Here is a 23,525-nt window from a genome sequence, read left to right as displayed (position 1 = left end):
AAGGGGCCAGCGTAGTCCACGTGCAGCAAGATGGGGCGTGCGATTTGCACGTGCAATGGATTGCTTTCCGACGTGGACCGGCAAACACCAGCGTTGCCTTCGGCAACGTGTCTTCATTCCCCTCCTCCGGAGGGGTGGCAGGCGCAGCCTGACGGGGTGGTTGGGGGCAGGGCGCTACAGCCCGAAAACCACCCCCTCGCGCCGTTGGCGTACTCCCCCTTGGCAGGGGGAGAGTTCTTCGTTCCCCTCCTCCGGAGGGGTGGCAGGCGCAGCCTGACGGGGTGGTTGGGGGCAGGGCGCCAGAGCCCGGATACCACCATCCCCCCACCGCCTTCGCCCCCCTCAAGAGGGCTACCGGCCCAGCGGGATGAGAAGGACGATGCAGGCATGTGCGCAACATCTGGCGGAGGCGGCTCACCTCGGTTCACCCGGACCTATCGGGCTTTGCCGTTCAATCCGCAGCTGAAGGACAGGGCAAAGGCCTTGCGACGGGCGGGAAACCTGTCCGAGGCCTTGCTCTGGAATCAGCTGAAGAAGGGTCAGCTCGGCGGGTTGGACTTTGATCGGCAGAAGATCATCGGCAACTACATCGTTGACTTCTACTGCGCCGAAAGAGGTGTGGTGATCGAGGTGGATGGCCGCAGTCACGATCACCGGGCGGAAGACGATGCGCGACATGGCCGCCGTCATCGGTTTCCTGTTCGAACAGCTCCGCCCATCCTCTGCCACCGCCGACGCATCGCGCACCGGCTGAACGCGGGCCGGAGGGTTGCCCCTCCTCGTGGCTCAGCGCTTCCCTTCGCTCACCTTCCGCCTCAGGAAGGCCGGTACTGACGGCATCGGGGCAGTCGGGTCAGTTGGGTCAGCCGGCGCCGACGGGTCGATCGACAGCTGCGACAGGTCGGACCAGCAGGCCGCCATGTTGCTTTCCTCCTTCGCCGCCAAGCGGGCCGACAGCTTGCGCGAGGTGTAGCGGGCCTCCTTGCTGGCCATCTCGCGGTCGGCGTCGGCCAGCGCCTTCAGGCTGGCGAGCTTGGCTTCGAGCCAGGGTTGGCCGGCGGCGAGTTCGGTCGCGACGGCCAGGGCCTGGTCGATCGCCGTGCGCGAGCCGCTGCGCAGCGCGACGTGAACGGCGGACATCGCCTGGGCGAAGCGGGCTTCGCTGCTGCGGGAGACGACCAGGGGGTCGGGCGCAAGGGCGTCGACCATCGCGGCCGGGAGGCCGGGCAGGTCGAGGCGGACCGGCAGGGCGTCGAGCACGATCTCGGTCGACAGCGCCGTGCCGCTGACACGCACGGTCAGCAGGTGGCGGTGGTCGATCTCGCGGCCGGTGGCGGGCGACAGGTGCAGGCGGACCACGGCCCAGGCCTCGGCGCCGTAGGCCAGATCGGGCAGCGTGATGGTGCCGGCGGCGGTGTCGGCGGTCAGGTCGCCGAGCAGGTCCCATTGAACGCCCGGGGCTGCCGTCAGGTGCAGGCGCAGGTGGCGGGCGCAGAGCGCTTCCAGCAGCGCGAATTCCTCGTTGAACGGGTCGGCCAGGTCGGCGGCGGTCTGGCCGTAGTAGGACTGGCCGCCGCCCAGGCGGGCGATGCCGATCATCAGGTCCTCGTTGAAGCCGGCGCCCAGTCCGACGGTGGTTGTCGTGAGGCCACGGCTGCGGGCGGCGTTCAGGTCGGCGGTGAAGGCTTCCAGCGTCGACGGGCCGATGTTGGCCTGCCCGTCCGACAGCAGCACGACACGGCTGATGGCGTCGGGCTGACTGTCGCCAAGCTGCGACAGGCCGGCCAACCAGCCCGCGTGCAGCGCCGTCGACCCGCGACTGTGAATATTGCCCAGCGCGGCTGCGGTGTCGGCCGCGCTGGCGACGGGCTGCAGGGGGATCGGCACCTCGACCAGGTTGTCATAGACAACCACCGCCACCTCATCGGTCGGCTGCAGGCGTTCGATCAGGTCCCGGGCGCAGCGCAGGGCTTCGGCCAGCGGTTCGCCTTCCATGCTGCCGGAGCGGTCGATCACCAGCGCCAGACGCAGCTTCGGGCGAGCGGCGCGGACGGCCGGCGCGTCGGGTGCCTGCAGGCGGATCAGGACCTCGGTGACACCGCCCTCGATGGGCGTGGCCGCGCGCAGCGGCGTGAGGATGAGCTGGGTGCTGTGGGCGGACGGGGTCATCGCGATTCCTTCATCAAGGCTGCGGATGCAGCGGTGAATCGAAGGCTATAGGCCGCCTGGCTCAAGGCGTGACCTGGACAGACGTCCAGTCCGGCTATGCCGATGCGAATCAGATAAGGCTGATTGATGTTCGTCACGACTGCGGGAAAAGTCACGTCAAAGAGGTCCCCGGCTGTGGGGGGTAGGACCAGGAAAAGAGGCCGAAATGAACGACGTTTCCATGTTCGAGAGGTGGCCCGTCCAGCAGGACGAGCCTGGTGCCATCGACCAGTGGATCGGTCACGCTGCCAGCACGGTCTTGGTGCGGCAGGCGATGCACCAGTTGCTGGCCGCCGAACGCGACCTGCACCGCCAAGGCGGTCATCTGCCACCGCCGCTGTTGCTGGTCGGCGAGACCGGCACCGGCAAGAAGACCGTGGCGCGAGCCCTGCACCTCGACGGCCCACGCCGGATGCGACCCTGGCGGGTGCTGCGCTGTGCCGGCCTGTCGCGTGAGGCCTTCGAACAGGCTTGCCAGCCGGCACCGGATGCCAACGTGCTGATCGACGACGAGGACGACGACGATCCCGTCGGCCTGCACCCCGGCAGCACGCTGCTGCTCGACGAGGTGGCCGAGCTGTCGCACGAGGTCCAGGCCCTGCTGGTTCGCCAGCTCAATGCCTGGGCCGAAGCCGGCACGGCGGGGGTTCGGGTGATCTCGACCACCCGTCATGCCCTGCAGGATCTTGTCCAGGACGGCGAGTTCCGCGCCGACCTGGCCTTCCAGCTGGGCGTCTTCCGGATCGAGCTGCCGTCACTGCGCCAGCGTCTGGACGACCTGGAAGCCCTCGCCACGCACTTCGTCGCCGACATCTCGCGCCGCTTGTCGCGGCGGCCGCCCGCCCTGGCCCGTTCGGCGGTGCGGCGACTTCAGGCGCATGGCTGGCCGGGCAACGTGCGCGAGCTGCGCAACGCGGTCGAGGCGGCCCTGCTGCTGAACCGCGAGCCGATGCTGACCGGCACGCTGTTCAATCTCGTCGACCTGGAGCCCGTGCGGATCGACTACGTGCGCCGCACGGCGATGCCCTGGGCCGGTGGCGAACCGTCGTTGGGCATCGGGGCGCTGCAGCCCGGCGACCGTGCCGACGCCGAACGCGCGGCCCTGCTGGACGCGCTGGCGCGCTGCAACTGGAACGTCACGCGCACGGCCCAGGCCCTGGACATGAGCCGTGACGCGCTGCGCTACCGCATGCAGAAACACGGCCTGCAGCGGCAGGTCGGTTATGCGTCGGCCGAAGACGGCGCCCGCCGGCTGTCGGTCTCGACGCTGGCCTGATCGCTGCCATACCCGCCGCCGCCGGGCGTCTCCAGCACCAGCCGGTCGCCCGGCAACACCTCGACCTGACCGATGTGGCCGAGCACCTCGATGCGGCCATCGGCCCGCACGACATGGTTGCGGCCTGGCTCACCGGCTGAGCCACCCTGCAGGCCGAAGGCCGGGTGGATGCGGCCATTGGCCAGCACCGACAGCGTCATCGGCTCGTCGAAGCGGATCACGCGACGTGCGCCGTCGCCGCCCTTCCAGCGGCCCGCGCCGCCCGAGCCGGTGCGGATCTCGAAGCGTTCGAGCCGCACCGGGTAGCGCCACTCCAGCACCTCCGGGTCGGTCAGGCGCGAGTTGGTCATGTGGGTCTGGACGACGTCGCAGCCGTCGAAGCCGGCCTCGTCGGGCCACGGCGCCGGGCCGGCCCCGAGCCGGATGCCTGCGCCCGAGCCGCCCGCCACGGTCTCGTAGTACTGCACCCGGCCGTTGCCGAAGGTGATGTTGTTCATGGTCGGCTGGGCACTGGCCTGCAGCCCCAGCGCGCCATAGAGCGCGTGCGTGACGGCGGTCGAGGTCTCGACATTGCCGGCCACCACGGCGGCGGGCGGCTGCGGGTCGAGCAGGCAGCCTTCGGGCATCACCAGCTGCAGGGGCCGCAGACAGCCGGCATTCAGCGGGATGTCGTCGTCGACCAGCGTGCGGAACACGTACAGCAGCGCCGACAGCGTGACCGCGCGCGGCGCGTTGAAGTTGTGCGGCTGCTGCGCCGAGGTGCCGGTGAAGTCGATGCGGGCGCTGCCCTGTTCGCGGTCCAGCGTGATCGCCACGGCGACCACCGCCGCGTTATCCAGCCGGACCTCGAAACGCCCGCCGTCCGGTGCCAGCGCCGGATCGAGCCGGCGGATGGCCTGGCGCACGCAGGCCTCGGCATGGTCCTGCACATGGCCCATCCAGGCCTGCACGGTGGCCAGGCCGTCCTGCCGGACCAGCGCCTGCAGCTCCTGCACGCCGCGCGCGTTGGCGGCGACCTGGGCACGCAGGTCGGCCAGGTTCTGCGACGGGTTGCGGGCCGGGTGTGGGCCGCTGGCCAGCAGCGTGCGAAGGGCGTCCTCGCGCAGCACGCCGCGCGAGACCAGGCGGAAGTTGTCGATCCGCACGCCTTCCTCGTCGATGTGGCGCGAGAACGGCGGCATCGAGCCCGGCGTGATGCCGCCGATGTCGGCGTGGTGCCCGCGCGAGGCGACGAAGAACAGCGCGTCGGCGGTGCCCACCGACCCGGCATCGGCGTCCTCGGCAAACACCGGCGTCACCACCGTCACGTCCGGCAGGTGGGTGCCGCCGTGGTACGGGTCGTTGAGCATCACGACGTCACCCGGCCGCAGGTCCGGGTTGTGGGCGATGACGTGGCGCACCGAGTCGCTCATCGCCCCCAGGTGGACGGGGATGTGCGGCGCATTGGCGATCAGCGCGCCGCTGCCGTCGAAGACGGCGCACGAGAAGTCCAGCCGCTCCTTGATGTTCACGGACGTCGCGGTGTTCTGCAGCCGCAGCCCCATCTGCTCGGCCATCGCCATGAAGCGCTGGTTGTAGATCTCCAGCCGGACCGGATCGACGCCCGACGCGTGGGCCCCGTGTTCATCGGCCTTCCCGCGCGACAGCCCTGCGGCGAGCGGCAACACGCGGCGCAGCACCAGGTGGTCCTGACCGGTCAGCTCGGCCTGCCAGCCGGGCTCGACCACGGTGGTCGCATGGCGCTCGGCAATGACGGCCGGGCCGTCGATGCGGGCGCCGTGGCGCAGGTCCTCGCGCCGGTGCAGGCCGGCGCCGTCGTGCCAGCGGCCGTCGGCATGCAGGCGGATGCGGGCGGCCGGCTCGGGTGTGTGCGGCGTGGCCGGGTGCATCGGCTCGTCGACCGGTTCGGCGCGGGCGATGGCCTCGACCGAGACCGACTCGATCACGCGCGCGCGGCCCGGCATCAGGAAGGCGTAGCGCTGGCGGTAGGCCGCCTCGAAGGCCGCCTCGACGGCGTCCGGCGCGCCGATCGGCACGGCCAGCGCGGTGTCGGTGCCGTCGTAGCGCAGGTGCAGGCGGACCTCGTAGACGATCGTCGCGGCGTCGACATGCTGCGCAGCCAGCTCGTCGCGGGCCTCGGCGCGCAGCCGGTCGGCCAGCGCGTGTGCGGCGGCCAGGCCGGCGTCGTCCAGCGTGGCTTCCAGCGCCGCCTGCCGGTTTGCGCTCTGGTCGGCCAGGCCCATGCCGTAGGCCGACAGCACGCCGGCCAGCGGGTGGATCAGCACCGTCGACATGCCCAGCGCATCGGCGACCGCGCAGGCGTGCTGGCCGCCGGCCCCGCCGAAACACTGCAGCGTGTAGCCGCTGACGTCACGGCCGCGCGCCACCGAGATCTTCTTGACCGCGTGCGCCATGTGCGCGACCGCGATGGCCAGGCAACCGGCGGCGACCTCGTCGGCGCTGACCGGCACGCCGGACGTCGCCGCGACCTCGTCGGCCAGCGCCGCGAAACGCCCTTGCACGACGGCCAGGTCGAGCGGCTGGTGGCCGTCCGGCCCGAACACGGCGGGGACGTGGCCGGGCTGCAGCCGGCCGAGCAGCACGTTGGCATCGGTCACCGCCAGCGGACCGCCCCGGCCGTAGCTGGCCGGACCGGGGTCGGCGCCGGCCGAGGCGGGGCCGACACGCAGCCGCGCGCCGTCGTAGCCGATCACCGAGCCGCCACCGGCCGCGACCGTGTGGATCGCCAGCATCGGCACGCGGATGCGCACGCCGGCCACCTCGGTGTCGAAGGCCCGCTCGTGTTCGCCGGCGTAGTGCGACACGTCGGTCGAGGTGCCGCCCATGTCGAAGCCGATCACGCGCGCATGGCCGCCGGCCCGGGCGGTCCGCACCATGCCGACGATGCCGCCGGCCGGGCCCGACAGCACGGCGTCCTTGCCGGCGACGTGGCCGGCTTCGGCCAGCCCGCCGGACGACTGCATGAACAGCAGCGGCACGCCCGGCATCTGCGCCGCGACCCGGTCGACATGGCGGCGCAGCACCGGCGACAGGTAGGCGTCGACGACGGTGGTGTCGCCCCGCGGCACCCACTTCATCAGCGGGCTGACGCGGTGCGAGACCGACACCTGCGTGTAGCCCAGCCCGGCGGCGATCTCGGCCGCCCGGGCCTCGTGCTGCGGGTGCCGCCAGCCGTGCAGGAATACGATGGCGCAGGCCCGCAGCCCGGCCGCGTGGTGGCGCGCCAGGCCGTCGCGCAGGGCGTCCTCGTCGAGCGGCCGGACGACCCGGCCATCGGCGCCGATGCGCTCGTCGGCCTCCAGCACCGTCGCCGCCAACGGCTCGGCCCGGACGATCTGCCGCGCGAACAGCTTCGGCCGATGCTGCGTGCCGATCCGCAGCCCGTCGCGCATCCCCGCCGTCACCACCAGCAAGGTCGGCTCGCCACGCCGCTCCAGCAGCGCATTGGTGGCGACCGTGGTGCCCATCTTCACGACAGCGACACGCTCCGGCGTGATCGGCTCATCCGGCCCCAGCCCGACCAGCCGCCGGATCCCCTCGACCGCCGCATCCTCGTACTGGCCCGGCGCCTCCGACAGCAGCTTGACCGTGCGCAACGCCCCATCCGGTCCACGCCCCACCACATCGGTGAACGTGCCGCCGCGGTCGATCCAGATGTGCCAGCGCGGTTCGGAGGTGCTTGAGGTCATGCGAGGGGGGTGTGGCAACGTGAAGTTGAGACACTATGCCAAGGCGGTCGTTGCCCGGGCCCGACGAGGCAATCGTCCAACAGCTTGTTGGACGATTGCCTTGGGGCCAGAACCTCCTGCTGATGAGCAAGCTGAAATCACGCGAAGAGCGCATCTGGTACGCCCGGGGGGCCATCGCGCACGGCTGGTCGCGCAACGTGCTGTGGCATCACATCTCCACCCAGCTGCTGGCCCGCAGTGGCCAGGCGGTGAGCAACTTCGTCGAGCGCCTGAAAGGCGAAGCCGAGCGCCTGCCCTCGGCTTGCCGCTGTGCCGTCAGCGCCACCGCGTCGAAGCCGAATACGCGCTGCGCGGCCTCACCGCCTCACATCCACCACCGTCCGCCCGCGCACCTTGCCGTCGATCACGTTGGGCGCGAAGGCGATGGCCTCGCTGAGGGCGATTTCCTGGGTCATGCGGGCGAGCTGGTCGCGCGAGACATGGTCGGCCAGCAGTTGCCAGGCGCGGGCGCGTTCGTCGTTGGGGGTCAGCACGCTGTTGATGCCGTAGAGCGTCACGCCGCGCAGGATGAAGGGCATGACGGTCGACGGGAAGTCGCCGCCCTGGGCCAGGCCGCAGGCGGCGACGGCGCCGTGGAAGCGGGTCTGTGCGCAGGCGTTGGCCAGCGTGTGGCTGCCGACCGTGTCGACCACGCCGGCCCAGCGTTCGGTCTGCAGCGGCTTGCCGGCGGCGCTCAGGGTGTTGCGGTCGAGGATGTCGGCGGCGCCGAGGCTGACGAGGTAGTCGCGCTCCTGCGGCCGGCCGGTCGAGGCGATCACGCGGTAGCCCAGGCTGCCCAGCAGCGCGATGGCGATCGAGCCGACGCCACCGGCCGAGCCGGTCACCAGCACCTCGCCGTCACCCGGCTTCAGGCCGTGCTTGTCACGCAGCGCCATGACGCACAGCGCGGCGGTGAAGCCGGCCGTGCCGAGCGACATCGCGTCGCGCGTGCTCATCGAGTCGGGCAGGGCGAGCGCCCAGCCGGCGTCGACGCGGGCCTGTTCGGACAGGCCGCCCCAGTACGACTCGCCCAGTCCCCAGCCGGTGACGACGACGCGCTGGCCGGGCTGCCACTGCGGGCTGCGACTGGCGGTCACCGTGCCGGCCAGGTCGATGCCGGGCACCAGCGGCCATTGGCGCACGACGGCGCCGCGGCCGGTCAGGGCCAGGCCGTCCTTGAAGTTGAGGGTGGACCACTCGACGGCGATGCTGACGTCGCGGTCGGGCAACTGGCTCTCGTCGAGCGTCTGCAGGCTGGCCAGCGTGGACTTGTCTTCAGCCCGTTGCAACAGGATGGCGCGGAACATCGTGGGTCTCCTCGGATCGTGGAGCAACGATGCTAAGGGCGCGCGTGCCGCGCCGCAGCCACCTGGGTGACGCCCACGCGACGCGGGCGGGACGTCAGGGCAGGGTCAGGTCGACCCCGCCGATCACAGCTCGCGGGCGTTGCCCTCGATCACGCCGGCGTCGGCCGGGTGACCGCTGCGGCGCCAGCCCGGCATCGGGCCGCTGGTACCCGTGCGGTTGCCCGGGAAGCCGGTGCCGTGGCGACGCATGTGACGCAGCGGGCCCATGAAGATGGTCGGCCACTGCGGGCGACGGCCTTGCACCAGGCACCACAGTGCATAACCCAGCGCCAGGATGACCCCGGCGACGGCCAGGCTGGCCATGAAGACCGTGGCCGCCAGGACCAGGACGAGTCGGAACAGGATGCGCATCAGGGTGGACATGGTGGATCCGGGAGTGACTTCAGATTAGCGCAAAACCGCCGACTTCAAGACACGCCGGTGACGTCCGCCAGTGACAGTGTGAACGGAGACCCAGCGCCTGTCAGCCCGCCGCACCGCGCATCCGCATGGCCATGATCAGCTGGTTGCGCATGGCCTTGAGCTGCGTCAGTTCGGCGTCGCCGACCTGCAACGAATGGGCTCGCGCGCGGTCCCCGTAGATCAGCCCGAGCGGCTTGTCGCCCAGCTTCAGCGGCAACAGCAGGAAGGTCGGCGCCTGCACCTGTTTCGCGTACCAGCCCGGCAGGCGCTGGGCGATCACCGGGTCGGCCGCGTCCGAGATCAGCGTGTCGGCGTTCTTCGCGCACAGCAGCCCGAACAGGCAGTTCGGCGGGCTCAGCGCGATGCGGAACTGCGGCGCCAGCGTGGTCGCGCGGTCACCCAGCCCGATGCGCCCGACCAGGTCGCCGCTGGCCGGCTCGCGCAGGCACACCACGATGCGCTGCAGCTGCAGCGCCTGCTGGATCTGCGTCATCAGCGCCTGCAGCACGACCCCCAGCGGCGCATCGGACATCGCCAGTTCGCTGACCGCCTCCAGCGCCCGCCCGAGGGCCTGACCGACGGCGGCGGGCACGGGCACCTTGGGCGGCACGGGCCGTGCCGTTGCGGTGCCTCCTGTTGCGTTCGACGCTCTCGGCTTGATCAGCTCCGGCCCGTTGCCGGCACTCGACGCCGGCTTGGCAGGCGCCGGCTTGCCGCCCTTGCCCGGCGCGCCCTGCGGCACCGGCAGGCCCAGCATCGTCGCCATCTCGATCCATTCGCCGCGGGCGCGCTCGACCATGCCGGCGAGCATCTCTGCGTCGATGCCCAGCGGCACGGCCCAGGCCGGCAGGAACTCGGCCAGACAGCCCTCGATCTGTTCGGGGTCGTGCAGGTTCTCGAGCTTCGCCGCCAGCAGGTTGGCGGCGGTGCAGGCCACCCGCAGGCGCTCCTCGCTGCCGGCGGGCTGTTCAGGGTCGCGCGGATGCAGCCGGCGCAGCGCCAGTTGCAGGTCCTCCGGCCAGCCCCACTGGCGCGCCACCTCGACGCCCAGGTCCTCGTAGCCGATGCCCAGCACCTCGCGGGCGGTCTGCTGGACCGTCGCGTGGTGGGGGTCCGGATGGCTCTCGGCGGCCGCATCGGCGGCATCCTGCTCGGCCCCGGCCGCCGCGCGCAGCTCGGCCAGCTTGGCCTCGATCTCGGTCGCCTCGTCCTTGAAATGCATCCAGCTCAGCATCGTGCCGAGGTTCTGGAACAGCGCGCTCAGATAGGCCAGCTCCTGGTGCTTGAAACCCGGACACAGCTCGCTGGCCAGCATCCCCGCCAGCAGCGAACGCCGGAACTCGGCCCGCACCCGCTCGCCGTCCGGGCCCTTGGGCAGTTTCTCGAACAGGGCCAGCGACGCCGCCAGCATCCCGATCGACTGGAACCCCATCAGCGCGATCGCCCGCTTGATGCTGGTGATCCCGCCACCGCCCACCGAGCTGTAGAACGCCGTGTTGATCAGCCGCAGCAGCTTGTTGGTCAGCCCGACATCACCCAGCACCTCGTCGCTCAGCGCGCGCAGGTGCGCGGTGTCCGAACGCGAGATCTTCTGGATGCCCCGGATCGAATCCTTCAACGCCGGGAAGTCGGCCGTCTTCTGCATCCGCTGCATCAAGCGCGCCAGTTGCGCCTCCCGCTCGGCCGCCTCCAGCGCCGCCGCTTCCGCAGCCGGGTCGACCGGCGGCGCGGCACCCGCACCCTCAGGCGCCGCCGCATCGATCGGCTGCGCAGTCACGTCAGGCTGGGGTTGAGGGGCGGCGAGGGTACTCATGCCGCTGGATTCTGAGCAGCGTCGTCCCGTGCCGAACGGTGGATCAAGCGGTGGAAGGGGGCGCTTTCGTCCAGCAACCCCGGCACCGCCGACCGGTGCGCGGGCGTCACACCAGAACGAAACCTGCCGACGCCATCAAGGCTTCGGAGTTTCACCACATGAATCTCTGGTTTTCCATTGATTTGTGCCAAGGGTATGCCTTGAGTTGATTTCGATGAGGCGGCTCCTGATAGTCGGCCGGAATTCGTGGGTGACTCTGCTTTCAATCGGCATAGATGGTCCGCTGATGCATTCGGATCGGTTTTCGAGAGGTGGCCTGGGTGACGGTTGCTGAATGGATTAAACGAATTTTGTACCGTCTGAAGGTGGGTCGCATTAATCAATTAGAAGCGCGTCAATATCATGAGTGAAGTCAAGAGATTTGCGATTTTTGGATCCGCGAGGGAGGCGGTCAAGCATCGACTCAAGCTGACCTGGGTTGCTTGGTTCTATGTTTGTGCAACAAGAACAGTCGGTGGATGCGTTCTCATGGTTTTATTCGGGTTTTCTACCATCGTCGGAAGTCATGCGCTCTTTGGGTGCCTGTCATTGCGACAATACTCGTCATATGATGATTTGCCATGTCAAACTGGGTTGTTTACTAATTTCAGTCGCCCAAGAAAAGGCATGTCGTCTGTGGTGATTGTCGACGCTGAAGGGGGTGAGCACAAATTTGACGACGGTGCATTTCGATCTCTGAAGGTCGAGCATTTGATATTGTTGAAGGGCGAAGAAATCAAAATTTGCTTCAACTATGAGATGAACATCTTGTCTCTGTTGATTTATAAGCGAGCGAGAATAGTAAGCTACTCTTTGGGCGATCGCAGGGTCACTTGGACTTCAAGGGGGAATTTTAATCAGGCGCTGATGTCATATGAGGGAGAGGTGAAATTCTTTTTCCTTTGGATTGCGTTGCCTGCTTCTGTTTGGTTGCTCAAGAGGCATGGCGGGGAGGCGTGGCGAGAGCGAGTTGCATATTCAAGTTCTGTGGTCGTGATGTAAAGAATAAATGGCGGTGGCTTCGTTTTGATTTGCGGTACTTGCGCGCTGGATTTCCAATTCGGAAACTGATGCGGGAGCGCTTCCGAAAGGCGTTGATGCGGACACTTCGATAGAAATTGAACGTGAACATGAATATTGCAAACGGAGCGGTCAAGTCCATTCTGAGGGCGATTTGCCTGTGCGCAGTCTTGGGCATGGCAGGCTGCAAGCTCGACGAGACAGGCGAGCGCATGGCCGATCATCGCCAGCGCGAGCAGGCCTGTTCGGATTCAATGGTGGGCAAGCGCCGCGTGCCCATCATCGGTGGCGGTGAAATTGACGCCACGAGGTTTTCCTTCTTCGTGCCGCAAACGTCCATCAAGGATGACGGCGAATGTGGCGCAATCGGATTTTCGGCGGAGTTCTATTGGACCGGAAAAAAGATCGTCACGGCGGCTGAAGTGCCGTTGGTGGACATGCCAGGCTATTCCTACATGAATCTCAAGATGCAGGAACTTCCGGCGCACTGGCGCTTGTTGAGCGTGGCTGCCAAGCTGGGAAACCGGCGATTGGGCAAAGCTTGCAAGGCACACTTTGATCCGACGAAGTGCCCGGATCCCAATTACCGGTCGCCGTCCCTGCCGTCAACTTGGCCTGCGCACCAGATCGTGAGGCTCAAGGCCTATCCGGGGCTGGAAATGTGGCTGGAGCCGGTTCGAAATCCAAAGGTCAACGATTCTCGGCTTATTTTTGTTGATTGGCCGCGTCGTGACGGGCTCACTCCGAGATATGTTAATTGCTGGTCACACGAGGTTGAGTTTCCAATAGGTGCCATGACCATCGCCGAACTGGAGCAATTGGACATTGGTACGCGAACCTTCCCGTGTGATGTCGAGGCTGATAGCTTCGATTTCAAAGGTGGCGCTGCGCGCATCCATCATTCCACGGCGCTTCTTCCGAGCGTTGTCCCCGCTCTGAGAGCTCTTCAACAGTATTTATCTGATTCCATCCTCAGGGAGGATTGATCATGAGTTATATGTTCACTACAAGCGAATAGTGGCTGTGAGATTTTCAAACAAGCCCTCTCGTCCGGGCCATTTCACGATGCTGTCCGCATGATCGGAAAGAAGTTGTCCATCGCGTAGGCATTTGGTCCTCGATAAGGTTGGACACGACAAACATGTCGCAGTTTCGATCACCTGAATCTATGGTTTTCGTTTGATTTATGCTAAGCGTATGCCTTGAGTTGACTTTACTGAAGTGGGTGCTGATAGTCGACGCGATTTCGTTGGTGATGTTTATTCAGTTGGCATGGCTAGTCCGCTGATCCAATTGGCTCGCTTCCGCGAGAAGTGGCTTGGATGGTGTTGGCTGAATGGGTCAAACGGAATTGCGTCCCCGCAGGGTATTGCAAGAAATTGATCAACGAAAGCGATTTGTCATCACGGGTGATCTCAAGAGGGCAACCTTTATTAAGTCTGCGTCGGAGGGGATTGCCTCCCGCCTCAAGCTGCATTGGGTTGCTTGGCTGTACATCTGTGCTAGGAGAACGGCTGGTGGTTGCGTCCTATTGTTTCTGTTTTTCTTGTCCACGATTTCTGCGAGCGGTATTGTTATTGAATACCTGTCATTGAGGGACGCTCGTCATGGGATGAATTGCCTTGTCAATCGGGAATCCTCACTCACGTCAGTCGGCCAAGAAAGGGCATGGCATCTGGGACTCTTGCGGGTGCGGATGGTGTTGAATATGATTTCTATCAGGGCGGGTTTCGAGAGATGGAAACTGGTCGGTTGGATTTATTGAAAGGTAGAGAGATAAAGGTTTGTTTTAGCTATGGTCTACACGTCTGGTTGCCGCATTTCTACAGACAGGCAGGGGTGTTGATGTATGCATCGGGTGATCATTCGGTGATTTGGACTTCACATTTGACACTCAATCAGGCTTTGCAGTTGTATGCGAAATCGCTGAGATTCTGGTTGGTCTGGGTTGCGGTTCCCACTTTGGTTTGGTTGGTAAAGAGGCACGGGCGGGATGCCTCGCGGGAGCACTCTTCATATTTGGATTCCACTGTTTCTGAGTAAGTGCTGCTACTGCCGGGCGTGAGGTTAATAAGTAATCCTTGAGGTCGATTGCCCGCATAGGGGTGGGGCTTTCAATAGATGGATGAGAGCTACTGCCAAGCCAGGGGATGGGGTCAGGCAAATCAAGGTGGAAATCAACGTCAAGTCCAAGATTACCTTCAATATTGCTGGTTTTAGCGACTTGATAGTCAACTGTGTCCTGGATATGGGCAATATTGAGGGGCGAATTCATGCAGATCAATCACGCTAAACACAAGGCGGCGAACCAATCATATTGGAAGGCCGCAGCATGATCGGATTATTGTTTTTCGGTGCCATCGGTCTGTGGCTAATGATTGCTCTCTACCTCGGGTGCGAGTTGCCCAAATGGTTTGGACTCAATATTGCATGGGCAATACTGTTTGTGCCGTTGGTGTTCTTTGTGCCAGTGATCGATGAAGTCATCGCCATTCCGCAAGCGTATGCATTGTGCAAGCAAGCTGAAGAAGCGTTTTGGTATGACTCCTCGGTCAAGGGCGGGGTGTTGACGTACTACGATGAATATTCTAGAGATGAGCAAACCGTCGGCTTTAATATCAGGGTCAGGGTTGAGAAGGCTTCGTCAGTTCTTAGTGGCACAAGGCGGCCTGTAATTCGGCGCATGAGATTATTTTTCTCGGCCGGATTTCTTGGGTCCCCTGCTGGTTCGAGTGGTACATCCATGCCGCTACTCCTGCCAGAGAGTTGTCCTGGTGCAGTTTGGTCTTTCCCTAAATATCAAGAAGCCCTCAAGTTGTTGGAGCTCACCTCAGAGCCTCGCCCAAATCTTTAAATTGGAGATGCCATCATGAATACGATTCAAGCTTCTTATGCCAATGCGCTTCTGGCTGATGCCTCGTATCTGACTCTGTGGGATACAGATAAGAAGCAGTTGCTGCCTGCAGACACCATCCGCAACAACCTCACCGCCCGCCTCACCCAACCCCAGGCCGACTACCTGCTAGCCAACTTCGATATCCTCACGCAAACCCTCTCGCCCACGGGTGGGTTTGATGCGGTGGTCTGGAAAGGCAAGAGCGGCACAGACTACGCGGGTCAGGTTTATGTTTCCATGCGAGGTACGCAAGGCCTGCAGGACATTAATGATGACCTCGCTCTTTCCGGGCGCGGTGTGCCGTATAACCAGGTGCGAGATATGGCCAACTGGTGGATGAGAGCGACTGCCAAGCCCGGGGACGTGGTCAAGCAGATCAAGGTGGAAATCAGCGTCAAGGCCAAGATTACCTTCAATACCTTCGTTGAAGACACCCCGGTGGCCGCCACGGGCGAACTGTATGGTCAGGCTAATTCGATCGCCGCTGTCAATGGCCACAGTTTGGGTGGTTACTTGGCGACGGCGTTTACGCGCCTGTTCGGTGCCGGCGTGGGTGAGGTCAATACCTTCAATAGTGCTGGTTTCAGCGACTTGATGGGTAACAACATCCAAAGCGAATTTAAAAGGATTGAGACTATTCTGGGTATCGGCGCCCTGGGCATGGGTAGCTTTGATGCGGCGGGCGTGAAGCAAACGAACTACCGCGCTGAAAGCGGTCAAAATTTTACGACCAACAGCTGGGGGGAGGTGCCTTATTGGGCAATTGGATTCAATCAATACGGTCGGAAGGTGGCGCTCTACCAAGAGGATACCTTGGCGGATGGGCTGATTGCGAATCACTCGATGTTCAAGCTGACCGACTATCTTGTCCTCGGAACAGCATTATCGAAACTGGACAATGACCTGACGTTGGATGCGTTCAACCGTATCGTGCAGGCGGGTTCGAATGACATGAAGGCGAGTTACGAGTCAGTGCTCGATGCTGTCCGTCGAATAGTGCAAGGTTCTGACATCCGTAAGACACAGGTTGGCGATACGGGTGACAACGCAAGCAGCAGGGCAAACTATCACGCAAACATTGACGCCTTGCAGAACAACGCCACATTCAAGGCGATGGCAGGCAAGTTAACCCTTTCAGTAGACGCTGTATCTGCCATCGCGGCCACGACCGACTTCGCGCAGTTCCTGTGCTTGTATGACCTGAGCCCCCTCAGCGTCAGCTGCAGCGACAACGCTGCGCAAGCCAAATTGCTGGCCGTGCGGGCTGACGTGGCCAGCCAATGGCAAAGCCTCGCGGACAACTTCAGCGATGCATGGCTGACTGAGCGCAGCGCCATGCAAGCCTGGTTGCTGCAGGCCAACATCACCGACAACATGGGGATCATCATTGGCAAACCGACCACCCTGAGCGCCTATTACGAGGATCTGGGCAGCGGCAAAAACATCAAAGTGGGCGCCGCCAGCACCGATCAGCTGCGCAATGTGCGCTTTGGTGATGCCTCGGACAACAGTCTCAGTGGCGGAGGAAGGAACGACTCCTTGTTTGGCGGCGCGGGCAACGACACCCTCAACGGCCTGGGTGGCAACGATCGCCTCGAAGGAGGTATTGGCAACGATACCCTCGACGGTGGCGCCGGCGCGGACACGCTGGTCGGTGGCGAGGGCGATGATGAGTATCTCGCCGGTGATGGCGACACCATCATCGACAGCGACGGAAGAGGTCATGTGACGCTGGGAGGTATACGAATCAGCCTGGCGACCAAGCATGTCGGTGAGCACATGTGGCAAGGCGTTGCTGGCGAGGTCTATACCCGCAAGGGTGACGACCTGATCGTGGAGGTGAAGTCCGAACGCATCACCTTGCAGGGCGCGTACAAGCAGAGCGCCTTGGCGGATGGATACCTGGGGATTTCCCTGTCGGGCGATGTCCCGACGCCTGGGGTCGCGACCATCGCTTATGTTGGTACCGATACCTTCCCCGACGACATCTGGGACAGCAAGCGCATCGCCGGTTCGACCGTCAGGGAAACCTTCGCGACCGAGAGTTTCACGATGGGCGAGGGGAATGATCTGGTCGAGTCCAAGGGGGGCGGGGACTTGTTCTATGGCCAGGGGGGTGACGACTATTTCTTCGCGCTGGCCGGGAACAACTATGGCGAGGGTGGGGCTGGCAATGATCAGCTGGCCGATGGGCTGTCGATCAGTTATGTCACCAAGACGATCTGGGACTGGAACACCAGTCGGTGGTTGACGATCACGTCGTTTGCGGAGTCATTCCCGCGCAAGGAAGTCAAGCTCGATGACACCGGCATCCTGATGCACGTCCTGCCCGGCACGCTGCGCGCCGATGTGGATTCCAGCGATACCTACCTGGGCGGTGATGGGAATGACTGGCTGTGGGGCAACAAGGGCATCGACAACCTGAAGGGCGGGACCGGTGACGATGTTGCCTACGGCGGTGCCGGCAACGACGAGATTCACGGGGACGAGGGCGATGACATTCTCAGTGGTGATGACCTGACCTTGAGCACGCCTGCGCTCCAGCATGGCGATGATTATGTGGAGGGCGGCGATGGAAACGACCAGATCTTTGGCAACGGTGGCGACGATGTCCTGATTGGTGGCGCGGGGAATGACCGCATCTGGGGTGATGATGCGCTGACGACCCTGACAGTCCACGGCGATGACGCGATCGTGGCGGGCGACGGCAACGACACGGTGTATGCCGGTGGCGGTGACGACTATGTCCAGGGTGACGACGGCGATGATGTGCTGGTCGGCGACGAGGGCGGCGACATCCTGGACGGCGGTGCCGGCAACGACTTCTTGATGGGTGATCTGGCGGACGCCGAGCACCGGCCGACCGGGGCCTACATCTATGCCAGCGCGGCCGGCGAGGACCGCGACCTGTATCTGACGCGATACCGCATCGGCATTCTCAATGCGTGGCAACAGCGTTACCAAGCGGATCCGGCCAAGGCGGCGGGCGACGACTGGCTGATCGGCGGTTCGGGTGACGATACCCTCGTCGGTGGCGCCGGCAACGACATCCTGCACGGCGGCCGTGGCAGCGATACCTATGTCTTCAAGGCGGGCGATGGGGTCGACACGATTTCCGATGTTTCGGAAGACGGTTCGGGCACCGACGTGTTGCAGTTCGGCTCGGGCCTGCTGGCGGCGTATGCCTTCGCCTCACGTGAAGGCAACGACCTGATCCTGAACTGGGGTGGCGCCGACTATGTCGCCATCCGCGGGCAGTTTGCCGAGGATGGGCTTGCGCGCATCGAGCGATTCATTTTCGCGGACGGTCAGACGTGGTCGGTCAACGAATTGGGGCAACTCGCGGCCGCGAGCCACATGGGGACCGAGGGTGCCGATGAACTGGTCGGCAGCATGGCCGGCGATCGGTATCTCGTGAACGACGCGGCCGATGCGGTGGTGGAACAGGCGGGCGGCGGAGTCGACACGGTCTATGCAACGGTCAGTCATGCGCTGGCGAACCACGTCGAGAACCTGGTGCTGATGGGCGATGCCGCGATCAACGCCAGTGGCAATGCCCTGAACAACGTGCTCACCGGGAATTCCGCCAACAACACGTTCCTGGATGGGGACGGCAACGACACCGTCTACGGCGGCGCCGGAAATGACCTGATCCGCACGAACCTGGGCTGGGAACAGAACACCTACGACGGCGGCAGCGGCATCGACACGGTGGATTACAGCGTGCGGGCCTACGACGGCGGGCGCACCTATGGCGGGTTTTGCGGTGTGGGGGGTGTCTGGGTCGATCTGGCCGCTGGCAAGGCCTGGCGGTATCGGTATGGCGCGCAGTATTACGACGGCATTCCGGACAGCCTGGCGTCGATCGAGAACGCCATCGGATCGAACCTGCGAGATTTCCTGGTTGGCGACGCCGGGGCGAACCGGCTGGAAGGTCTGGCCGGCGATGACCGGCTGATGGGCGGCATGGGCGCCGACACGCTGCTGGGTGGCGCGGGCAACGACACCTATGTCGTCGACGGCAACGAGGCGGTGCTGATCGAATATGAGGCGGAGGGCGTGGACACCGTGGAAGCCACCATCGGCTACACGCTGGGTGCCCAGTTCGAGAACCTGACCTTGACCGGCCGCGCCGCGATCGACGGCGCCGGCAACGACCTCGGCAACATCCTGCGTGGCAATTCGGCGCGGAATGTGTTGTCCGGCGGTGCGGGCGATGACGTGTTCTATGACGGCGACGGCAATGACGAGGTCTACGGCGGCGACGGAGATGACCTGATCCGCACGAATCTCGGCTGGGAACAGAACACGTATGACGGCGGCAGCGGCATCGACACGGTCGACTACAGCGTGCGGAACTATGACGGTGGCCGCACCTATGGCGGGTTTGGCGGTACGGGGGGCGTCTGGGTCGACCTGGCGGCGGGCAAGGCCTGGCGGTATCGCTACGGCGCGCAGTATTACGACGGCATACCCGACCGGCTGGCCTCGATCGAGAACGCCATCGGCTCGAACCTGCGGGATTACCTGATGGGCGACGGCGGGGCGAACCGGCTGGACGGTCTGGCGGGGGATGACCAGATCGTCGGCGGCGCCGGGGCCGACAGCCTGTTCGGCGGCGCGGGCAACGACGTCCTGTCCGGCGGTGCCGGCGCCGATGTCTTCGCCTTCCAGTCGAAGGAGACGGGCGCGGACCGGATCACCGATTTCTCGGCCCTGGAAGGGGACCAGATCGACCTGACGCGCCTGCTGCAGGGCGTGGCGATCGACTGGTCGTCACCGGGCAGCGCGGGCCAGTACCTGAAGCTGTTCCAGGTGGGCGATGACGCGGTGTTGAAGGTCAGCCTGAAGGGCGGCGGGCTGTTCGATGCGGCCGATCAGACGATCACGCTGGACAAGGGCTGGCGCAGCGGCGGTCTGAACGCGGACCTGATGGCGCTGCGCGACGAGCGGGTGATCCTGGCCTGAGGCGGCCTCACCGGCTCGCGGCCCACCGGCTCAGCCCCGCAAGGCCCTTGCACATTCCGGCACCAGCGCCGGCCCCCGGTAGATCAGGCCGGTGTAGACCTGCACGAGGTCGGCGCCGGCTGCGCGCTTGGCGCGGGCGTCGGCGCCGCTGAGGACGCCGCCGACGCCGATGATCGGGTAGGCCGGACCCAGGGCGGCGCGCAGCTGGGCGATGACGCGGTTGCTGGCCTCGAGGACGGGCGCGCCGGACAGGCCGCCGGCCTCGTCGGCATGGGGCAGGCCGGCGACGGCGTCGCGGGCCAGCGTGGTGTTGGTGGCGATGACGCCGTCGATGCCGTTGGCGCGCAGCGTGGCGGCGATCACGCCGACCTGGGTCTCGTCGAGGTCGGGCGCGATCTTCACGAACATCGGCACGTGGCGACCGTGTTCGGTGGCCAGCTGCTGGCGGCGCTGCTGCAGCGCGCCGAGCAGGGCGTCGAGCGCCTCGTCGCTCTGCAGCGCACGCAGGTTCTTGGTGTTGGGGCTGGAGATGTTGACCGTCACGTAGTCGGCGTGCGGGTAGACGCCGGCCAGCGCGATCAGGTAGTCGTCGGCCGCGCGCTCGATCGGCGTGGCGGCGTTCTTGCCGATGTTCAGGCCGACCAGGCCACCGGCACGGCGGAACGAGGTGGCGCGGCGCACGTTGGCCAGGAAGCTGTCCAGGCCCTCGTTGTTGAAGCCGAGCCGGTTGATCAGCGCGTTCTTGGCGGGCAGGCGGAACATGCGCGGCTTCGGGTTGCCGGGCTGGCCGAGCGGGGTGACGGTGCCGACCTCGATGAAGCCGAAGCCCATCGCGCCGAGGCCGTCGATGCAGCGGCCGTTCTTGTCCAGCCCGGCGGCCAGGCCGATGCGGTTGGGGAACCGCAGGCCGGCGATGGTCACCGGATCGGCCACGCGGGACTGCGCCCACAGGCATTGCAGCGGCGTGTTCTGCAGGCGGGCGATGCCGTCGAGCGTGAGTTCATGGGCCGCTTCCGGATCGAGTCCGAACAGGAAGGGACGGGTGAGTGCGTAGGGGACCAGGGCCATAATTTCGGATTCTCCCCGAAGCCTTTCCGACCCCTGTCCAGACCGCTGCCATGACGACTCCCGCCGCCCCGATGACCCAAGACCAGCTCAAGGCCCTCGTCGGCCAGGCCGCCGTGGCCTATGTGCCCGATGGCGCGATCGTGGGGGTTGGCACCGGCTCGACGGTCAACTGCTTCATCGACGCGCTGGGGCCCGTCCGCGAGCGCATCCGCGGCGCCGTCTCCAGCTCGATCCGCAGCACCGAGCGCCTACAGGCGCTGGGCATCCACGTGTTCGACGCGGCCGAGGTCGAGCGCATCCCCGTCTACATCGACGGTGCCGACGAGATCGACCACGGCGGTCACATGATCAAGGGCGGCGGCGCGGCGCTGACGCGCGAGAAGATCGTCGCCGACCTGGCCGAGCGTTTCATCTGCATCGCCGACGCCAGCAAGCTGGTCGACGTGATGGGCAACTTCCCGCTGCCGGTCGAGGTCATCCCGATGGCCGCCGCGCAGATCGCCCGCCGCTTCAACGCGATGCCGGGCGTGCAGGCCACGATCCGCGCCGGCGTGACGACCGACAACGGCAACCCGATCCTGGACGTGCGCGGCCTGAAGATCACCGACCCGCTGGCGATGGAGACCGAGGTCAACCAGTGGCCGGGCGTCGTCTGCGTGGGGATCTTCGCGCGCCACAAGGCGGCGGTGTGCCTGCTGGGGACGGCCGAAGGCGTCAGGACGTTGACGTTCTGAGGGGCCAACCCCTCACCCCAGCCCTCTCCCGCAAGGGGAGAGGGAGCCATGCAGCAATGGCGTGAGGCATCCTTCTGACTCCCCTCGCCCCTTGCGGGAGCCATGCAGCATCGGCGTGAGGCATCCTTCTGACTCCCCTCGCCCCTTGCGGGAGAGGGGTTGGGGGTGAGGGGGGCGTCGTCACGCCGGCCCGTCATCCGCTCCGAAGTCGATGCAGCCATGCACGGTGGCGTGCAGCGAGGCGTAGAAGCCGGCGGACATCACCATCGCCAGCGGCACGGCGATCAGCAGCACCAGTTGCGGGCTGCCGAACAGGGCCAGCACGCCGACGACCAGGCCGGAGAGCGCCAGCCACGAGGCGCCGTAGACCACGAAGGCGCCGAGGTTGCGCAGCGTCGCCAGGGCGCTGCCGAACAGCGCCTTGCCCAGGCCCATGCCGTCGCGGTGGACGAGCACCGGCGCGTGCCAGAACACCAGCGCGATCGGCACGACGATGACCTGCCGCCACAACATGCCGATCTGCAGCTCCTGCATCGCGCGGTTGGTGGCCTCGTCGGTGGTGGCGTCGGCGATGTCCTGCCAGGCCTGACCGAAGCTCGGGTCGACCAGGTCGACCAGGGCCAGCACCAGCAACATGCACAGGCCGTGGGCCAGGCCGACCTTCAGCAGCGTGACGCGGTTGGGGCCGCTTTCCAGCAGCGGCGCGAACAGCAGGCCGGGCGTGGCCTTGGCGTCGTGGCGGCGGATCTGGTCGACCACGTGGACCCAGCCGGCGGTCATCGCCGGCAGCAGCGCGGTGACCAGCACGGCGCCGATCAGCGGCAGGCGCGACAGCAGGGCCAGGCTGAACAGCATCACGCCGAACAGGCCCGTCAGATGGAGCGGCTGGTGGCGGATCCAGCGCAGGCCGTCGAGGGTCCAGGCCAGCCCGTCGCGGGCGCGGGTGTTGCGCAGTTTCATCGTCGTCGGCCCGTCAGTCCGGCCGACCGTCGCTGCGCAGCCAGTGCCACGGGTTGTCGACCCGTTCACGCAGCACGCGCTCGAAGTGGGTCGGGTCGTGGGCCTTGAGCATCGAGGCCTCGCGCGGCAGGTGGAAGTCCCACAGGCGCGAGGTCCAGAAGCGCAGCGCGCCGGCCCGCAGCATCGCCGGCAGCAGGCGGATCTCGTCGTGGCCGAGGGCACGTTCGCGGTCGTAGGCGCTGACGAAGGCGTGGGCGCGTTCCTCATCCAGCCGGCCGGTGTCCAGCGCGATGCACCAGTCGTTCAGGCACACCGCCAGGTCGAACAGCCAGGTGTCGACGCCGGCGAAGTAGAAATCGAAGAAGCCGGTCAGCTTCTCGTGACCGGGCAGGCCGTCGAACATGACGTTGTCGCGGAACAGGTCGGCGTGGACCGGCCCGCGCGGCAGCGCGGCGTAGGCGGCGCTGTGCGCCAGCTCGGTCTGGAAGGCCAGTTCCTGCTCGATCAGCGCGCGCTGCGGCGCGGTCATGAAGGGCAGCACCACCGGCACGGTCTCCTGCCACCAGGCCAGGCCGCGCAGGTTGGGCTGGTGCATCGGGAAATCGCGCCCGGCGACGTGCATGCGGGCGAGCATCTGGCCGACCTGCTGGCAGTGCCAGACCGACGGCGCGAGCTGGTGACCGCCCGACAGCTTGTCGACCACGGCGGCGGGCTTGCCGCACAGCGTGTGCAGGATCTCGCCGGACGCATCGGCCTGGGGGTCCGGCACGGGGATGCCGTGGCCGGCCAGGTGCTTCATCAGGTGCAGGTAGAAGGGCAGCTGCTCGGCGGTCAGGCGCTCGAACAGCGTCAGCACCCATTCATGCGCGCCCTGGCCGTCGTCGCGGTCGGTGGTCAGGAAGTAGTTGGTGTTCTCGATGCCGGAGGTGATCCCCCGCAGCGCCACCACGCGGCCCAGGCCCAGGCGCGCGCTCAGCTCGCCGGCGTCGCCGGCCGTCACGTCGGTGAAGACTGCCATCGCCGCC

Annotated in this window: 16 protein-coding genes and 1 pseudogene; 8 read left to right on the top strand and 9 right to left on the bottom strand. The window is 65.8% G+C overall.

Translation table 11 applies throughout. The annotated features are described in order from the left end of the window. Positions 1-30: 30 nt before the first annotated feature. Complete coding sequence (locus tag ACWA7K_RS13485) at positions 31-834, top strand: DUF559 domain-containing protein (protein WP_456161913.1); 804 nt, start codon at positions 31-33, stop codon at positions 832-834. Here ACWA7K_RS13485 and ACWA7K_RS13480 read toward each other — a convergent pair. Continuing rightward, the gene (locus tag ACWA7K_RS13480; RefSeq protein ID WP_456161912.1) at positions 787-2,169 is read right to left on the bottom strand and encodes a vWA domain-containing protein; all 1,383 of its coding nucleotides are present in this window, start codon (positions 2,167-2,169) and stop codon (positions 787-789) included. The two genes, ACWA7K_RS13485 and ACWA7K_RS13480, sit on opposite strands and share 48 nt — an antisense overlap. 205 nt (positions 2,170-2,374) lie before the next feature. On the opposite strand from ACWA7K_RS13480, the gene ACWA7K_RS13475 reads away from it, so the two are divergent. Then, positions 2,375-3,484, top strand: coding sequence for a sigma 54-interacting transcriptional regulator (locus ACWA7K_RS13475; RefSeq protein WP_456161911.1), 1,110 nt, complete (start codon positions 2,375-2,377; stop codon positions 3,482-3,484). Here the strand turns inward: ACWA7K_RS13475 and ACWA7K_RS13470 are convergent. Further along, on the bottom strand, positions 3,430-7,194 hold the full coding sequence (locus ACWA7K_RS13470; protein WP_456161910.1) for a hydantoinase B/oxoprolinase family protein: 3,765 nt from the start codon (positions 7,192-7,194) through the stop codon (positions 3,430-3,432). The two genes, ACWA7K_RS13475 and ACWA7K_RS13470, sit on opposite strands and share 55 nt — an antisense overlap. A gap of 35 nt (positions 7,195-7,229) precedes the next feature. On the opposite strand from ACWA7K_RS13470, the pseudogene ACWA7K_RS13465 reads away from it, so the two are divergent. Continuing rightward, positions 7,230-7,418, top strand: a pseudogene (locus tag ACWA7K_RS13465) (DUF1016 N-terminal domain-containing protein); the annotation flags it as partial. Positions 7,419-7,550: 132 nt separating this feature from the next. Here the strand turns inward: ACWA7K_RS13465 and acuI are convergent. The 3 genes from acuI to ACWA7K_RS13450 all read right to left on the bottom strand — a co-directional run bounded on the left by acuI (position 7,551) and on the right by ACWA7K_RS13450 (position 10,815). Further along, complete coding sequence (gene acuI / locus ACWA7K_RS13460; RefSeq protein ID WP_456161909.1) at positions 7,551-8,540, bottom strand: acrylyl-CoA reductase (NADPH); 990 nt, start codon at positions 8,538-8,540, stop codon at positions 7,551-7,553. Positions 8,541-8,663: 123 nt separating this feature from the next. Continuing rightward, positions 8,664-8,963 carry a hypothetical protein gene (locus ACWA7K_RS13455; RefSeq protein ID WP_456161908.1) on the bottom strand — a complete coding sequence of 100 codons (300 nt, stop codon included), beginning with the start codon at positions 8,961-8,963 and terminating at the stop codon, positions 8,664-8,666. A 100-nt stretch (positions 8,964-9,063) separates the two neighbouring features. Continuing rightward, complete coding sequence (locus ACWA7K_RS13450; RefSeq protein ID WP_456161907.1) at positions 9,064-10,815, bottom strand: HDOD domain-containing protein; 1,752 nt, start codon at positions 10,813-10,815, stop codon at positions 9,064-9,066. A gap of 402 nt (positions 10,816-11,217) precedes the next feature. Between ACWA7K_RS13450 and ACWA7K_RS13445 the strand changes: the two genes are divergently transcribed. After that, positions 11,218-11,856 carry a hypothetical protein gene (locus ACWA7K_RS13445; protein ID WP_456161906.1) on the top strand — a complete coding sequence of 213 codons (639 nt, stop codon included), beginning with the start codon at positions 11,218-11,220 and terminating at the stop codon, positions 11,854-11,856. 122 nt (positions 11,857-11,978) lie between these two features. Further along, entirely contained in the window at positions 11,979-12,860 is an 882-nt protein-coding gene (locus tag ACWA7K_RS13440) for a hypothetical protein (protein ID WP_456161905.1), read from the top strand. 908 nt (positions 12,861-13,768) lie between these two features. On the opposite strand, the gene ACWA7K_RS13435 is transcribed toward ACWA7K_RS13440, so the two are convergent. After that, the gene (locus tag ACWA7K_RS13435; RefSeq protein WP_456161904.1) at positions 13,769-14,149 is read right to left on the bottom strand and encodes a hypothetical protein; all 381 of its coding nucleotides are present in this window, start codon (positions 14,147-14,149) and stop codon (positions 13,769-13,771) included. Between the two features lie 57 nt (positions 14,150-14,206). Between ACWA7K_RS13435 and ACWA7K_RS13430 the strand changes: the two genes are divergently transcribed. Together ACWA7K_RS13430 and ACWA7K_RS13425 are read left to right on the top strand one after the other, a co-directional pair. Next, the gene (locus tag ACWA7K_RS13430) at positions 14,207-14,728 is read left to right on the top strand and encodes a hypothetical protein (RefSeq protein WP_456161903.1); all 522 of its coding nucleotides are present in this window, start codon (positions 14,207-14,209) and stop codon (positions 14,726-14,728) included. 15 nt (positions 14,729-14,743) lie between these two features. Continuing rightward, positions 14,744-19,738 carry a type I secretion C-terminal target domain-containing protein gene (locus ACWA7K_RS13425; protein ID WP_456161902.1) on the top strand — a complete coding sequence of 1,665 codons (4,995 nt, stop codon included), beginning with the start codon at positions 14,744-14,746 and terminating at the stop codon, positions 19,736-19,738. Positions 19,739-19,768: 30 nt separating this feature from the next. On the opposite strand, the gene ACWA7K_RS13420 is transcribed toward ACWA7K_RS13425, so the two are convergent. Next, the gene (locus ACWA7K_RS13420; RefSeq protein WP_456161901.1) at positions 19,769-20,806 is read right to left on the bottom strand and encodes a quinone-dependent dihydroorotate dehydrogenase; all 1,038 of its coding nucleotides are present in this window, start codon (positions 20,804-20,806) and stop codon (positions 19,769-19,771) included. A 71-nt stretch (positions 20,807-20,877) separates the two neighbouring features. On the opposite strand from ACWA7K_RS13420, the gene rpiA reads away from it, so the two are divergent. After that, a complete protein-coding gene (rpiA, locus tag ACWA7K_RS13415) occupies positions 20,878-21,540 on the top strand; it encodes a ribose-5-phosphate isomerase RpiA (RefSeq protein WP_456161900.1) in 663 nt (220 codons plus the stop codon). Between the two features lie 180 nt (positions 21,541-21,720). Here the strand turns inward: rpiA and ACWA7K_RS13410 are convergent, their stop codons facing one another. Then, positions 21,721-22,500 (bottom strand): BPSS1780 family membrane protein, encoded by a 780-nt coding sequence (locus ACWA7K_RS13410; RefSeq protein WP_456161899.1) that lies wholly within the window; start codon positions 22,498-22,500, stop codon positions 21,721-21,723. A 13-nt stretch (positions 22,501-22,513) separates the two neighbouring features. After that, on the bottom strand, positions 22,514-23,518 hold the full coding sequence (locus ACWA7K_RS13405) for a homoserine kinase (protein ID WP_456161898.1): 1,005 nt from the start codon (positions 23,516-23,518) through the stop codon (positions 22,514-22,516). Between the last annotated feature and the right edge of the window lie 7 nt (positions 23,519-23,525).

The sequence above is a fragment of the Leptothrix mechoopdaensis (SeqCode) genome, assembly GCF_053893855.1.
The sequence above is the reverse complement of the archived record's forward strand: the minus strand, read 5'-3'. Positions and strand labels throughout refer to the sequence as shown.

Bases quoted from the DNA above. Each gene is read 5' to 3' on its own strand.
- ACWA7K_RS13455 (WP_456161908.1), bottom strand. From the start codon at position 8,963: ATGTCCACCCTGATGCGCATCCTGTTCCGACTCGTCCTGGTCCTGGCG.
- ACWA7K_RS13470 (WP_456161910.1), bottom strand. From the start codon at position 7,194: ATGACCTCAAGCACCTCCGAACCGCGCTGGCACATCTGGATCGACCGC.
- ACWA7K_RS13405 (WP_456161898.1), bottom strand. From the start codon at position 23,518: ATGGCAGTCTTCACCGACGTGACGGCCGGCGACGCCGGCGAGCTGAGC.
- ACWA7K_RS13480 (WP_456161912.1), bottom strand. From the start codon at position 2,169: ATGACCCCGTCCGCCCACAGCACCCAGCTCATCCTCACGCCGCTGCGC.
- ACWA7K_RS13450 (WP_456161907.1), bottom strand. From the start codon at position 10,815: ATGAGTACCCTCGCCGCCCCTCAACCCCAGCCTGACGTGACTGCGCAG.
- ACWA7K_RS13475 (WP_456161911.1), top strand. From the start codon at position 2,375: ATGAACGACGTTTCCATGTTCGAGAGGTGGCCCGTCCAGCAGGACGAG.
- ACWA7K_RS13410 (WP_456161899.1), bottom strand. From the start codon at position 22,500: ATGAAACTGCGCAACACCCGCGCCCGCGACGGGCTGGCCTGGACCCTC.
- ACWA7K_RS13425 (WP_456161902.1), top strand. From the start codon at position 14,744: ATGAATACGATTCAAGCTTCTTATGCCAATGCGCTTCTGGCTGATGCC.
- ACWA7K_RS13485 (WP_456161913.1), top strand. From the start codon at position 31: ATGGGGCGTGCGATTTGCACGTGCAATGGATTGCTTTCCGACGTGGAC.
- ACWA7K_RS13435 (WP_456161904.1), bottom strand. From the start codon at position 14,149: ATGAATTCGCCCCTCAATATTGCCCATATCCAGGACACAGTTGACTAT.
- ACWA7K_RS13420 (WP_456161901.1), bottom strand. From the start codon at position 20,806: ATGGCCCTGGTCCCCTACGCACTCACCCGTCCCTTCCTGTTCGGACTC.
- rpiA (WP_456161900.1), top strand. From the start codon at position 20,878: ATGACCCAAGACCAGCTCAAGGCCCTCGTCGGCCAGGCCGCCGTGGCC.
- ACWA7K_RS13445 (WP_456161906.1), top strand. From the start codon at position 11,218: ATGAGTGAAGTCAAGAGATTTGCGATTTTTGGATCCGCGAGGGAGGCG.
- ACWA7K_RS13430 (WP_456161903.1), top strand. From the start codon at position 14,207: ATGATCGGATTATTGTTTTTCGGTGCCATCGGTCTGTGGCTAATGATT.
- acuI (WP_456161909.1), bottom strand. From the start codon at position 8,540: ATGTTCCGCGCCATCCTGTTGCAACGGGCTGAAGACAAGTCCACGCTG.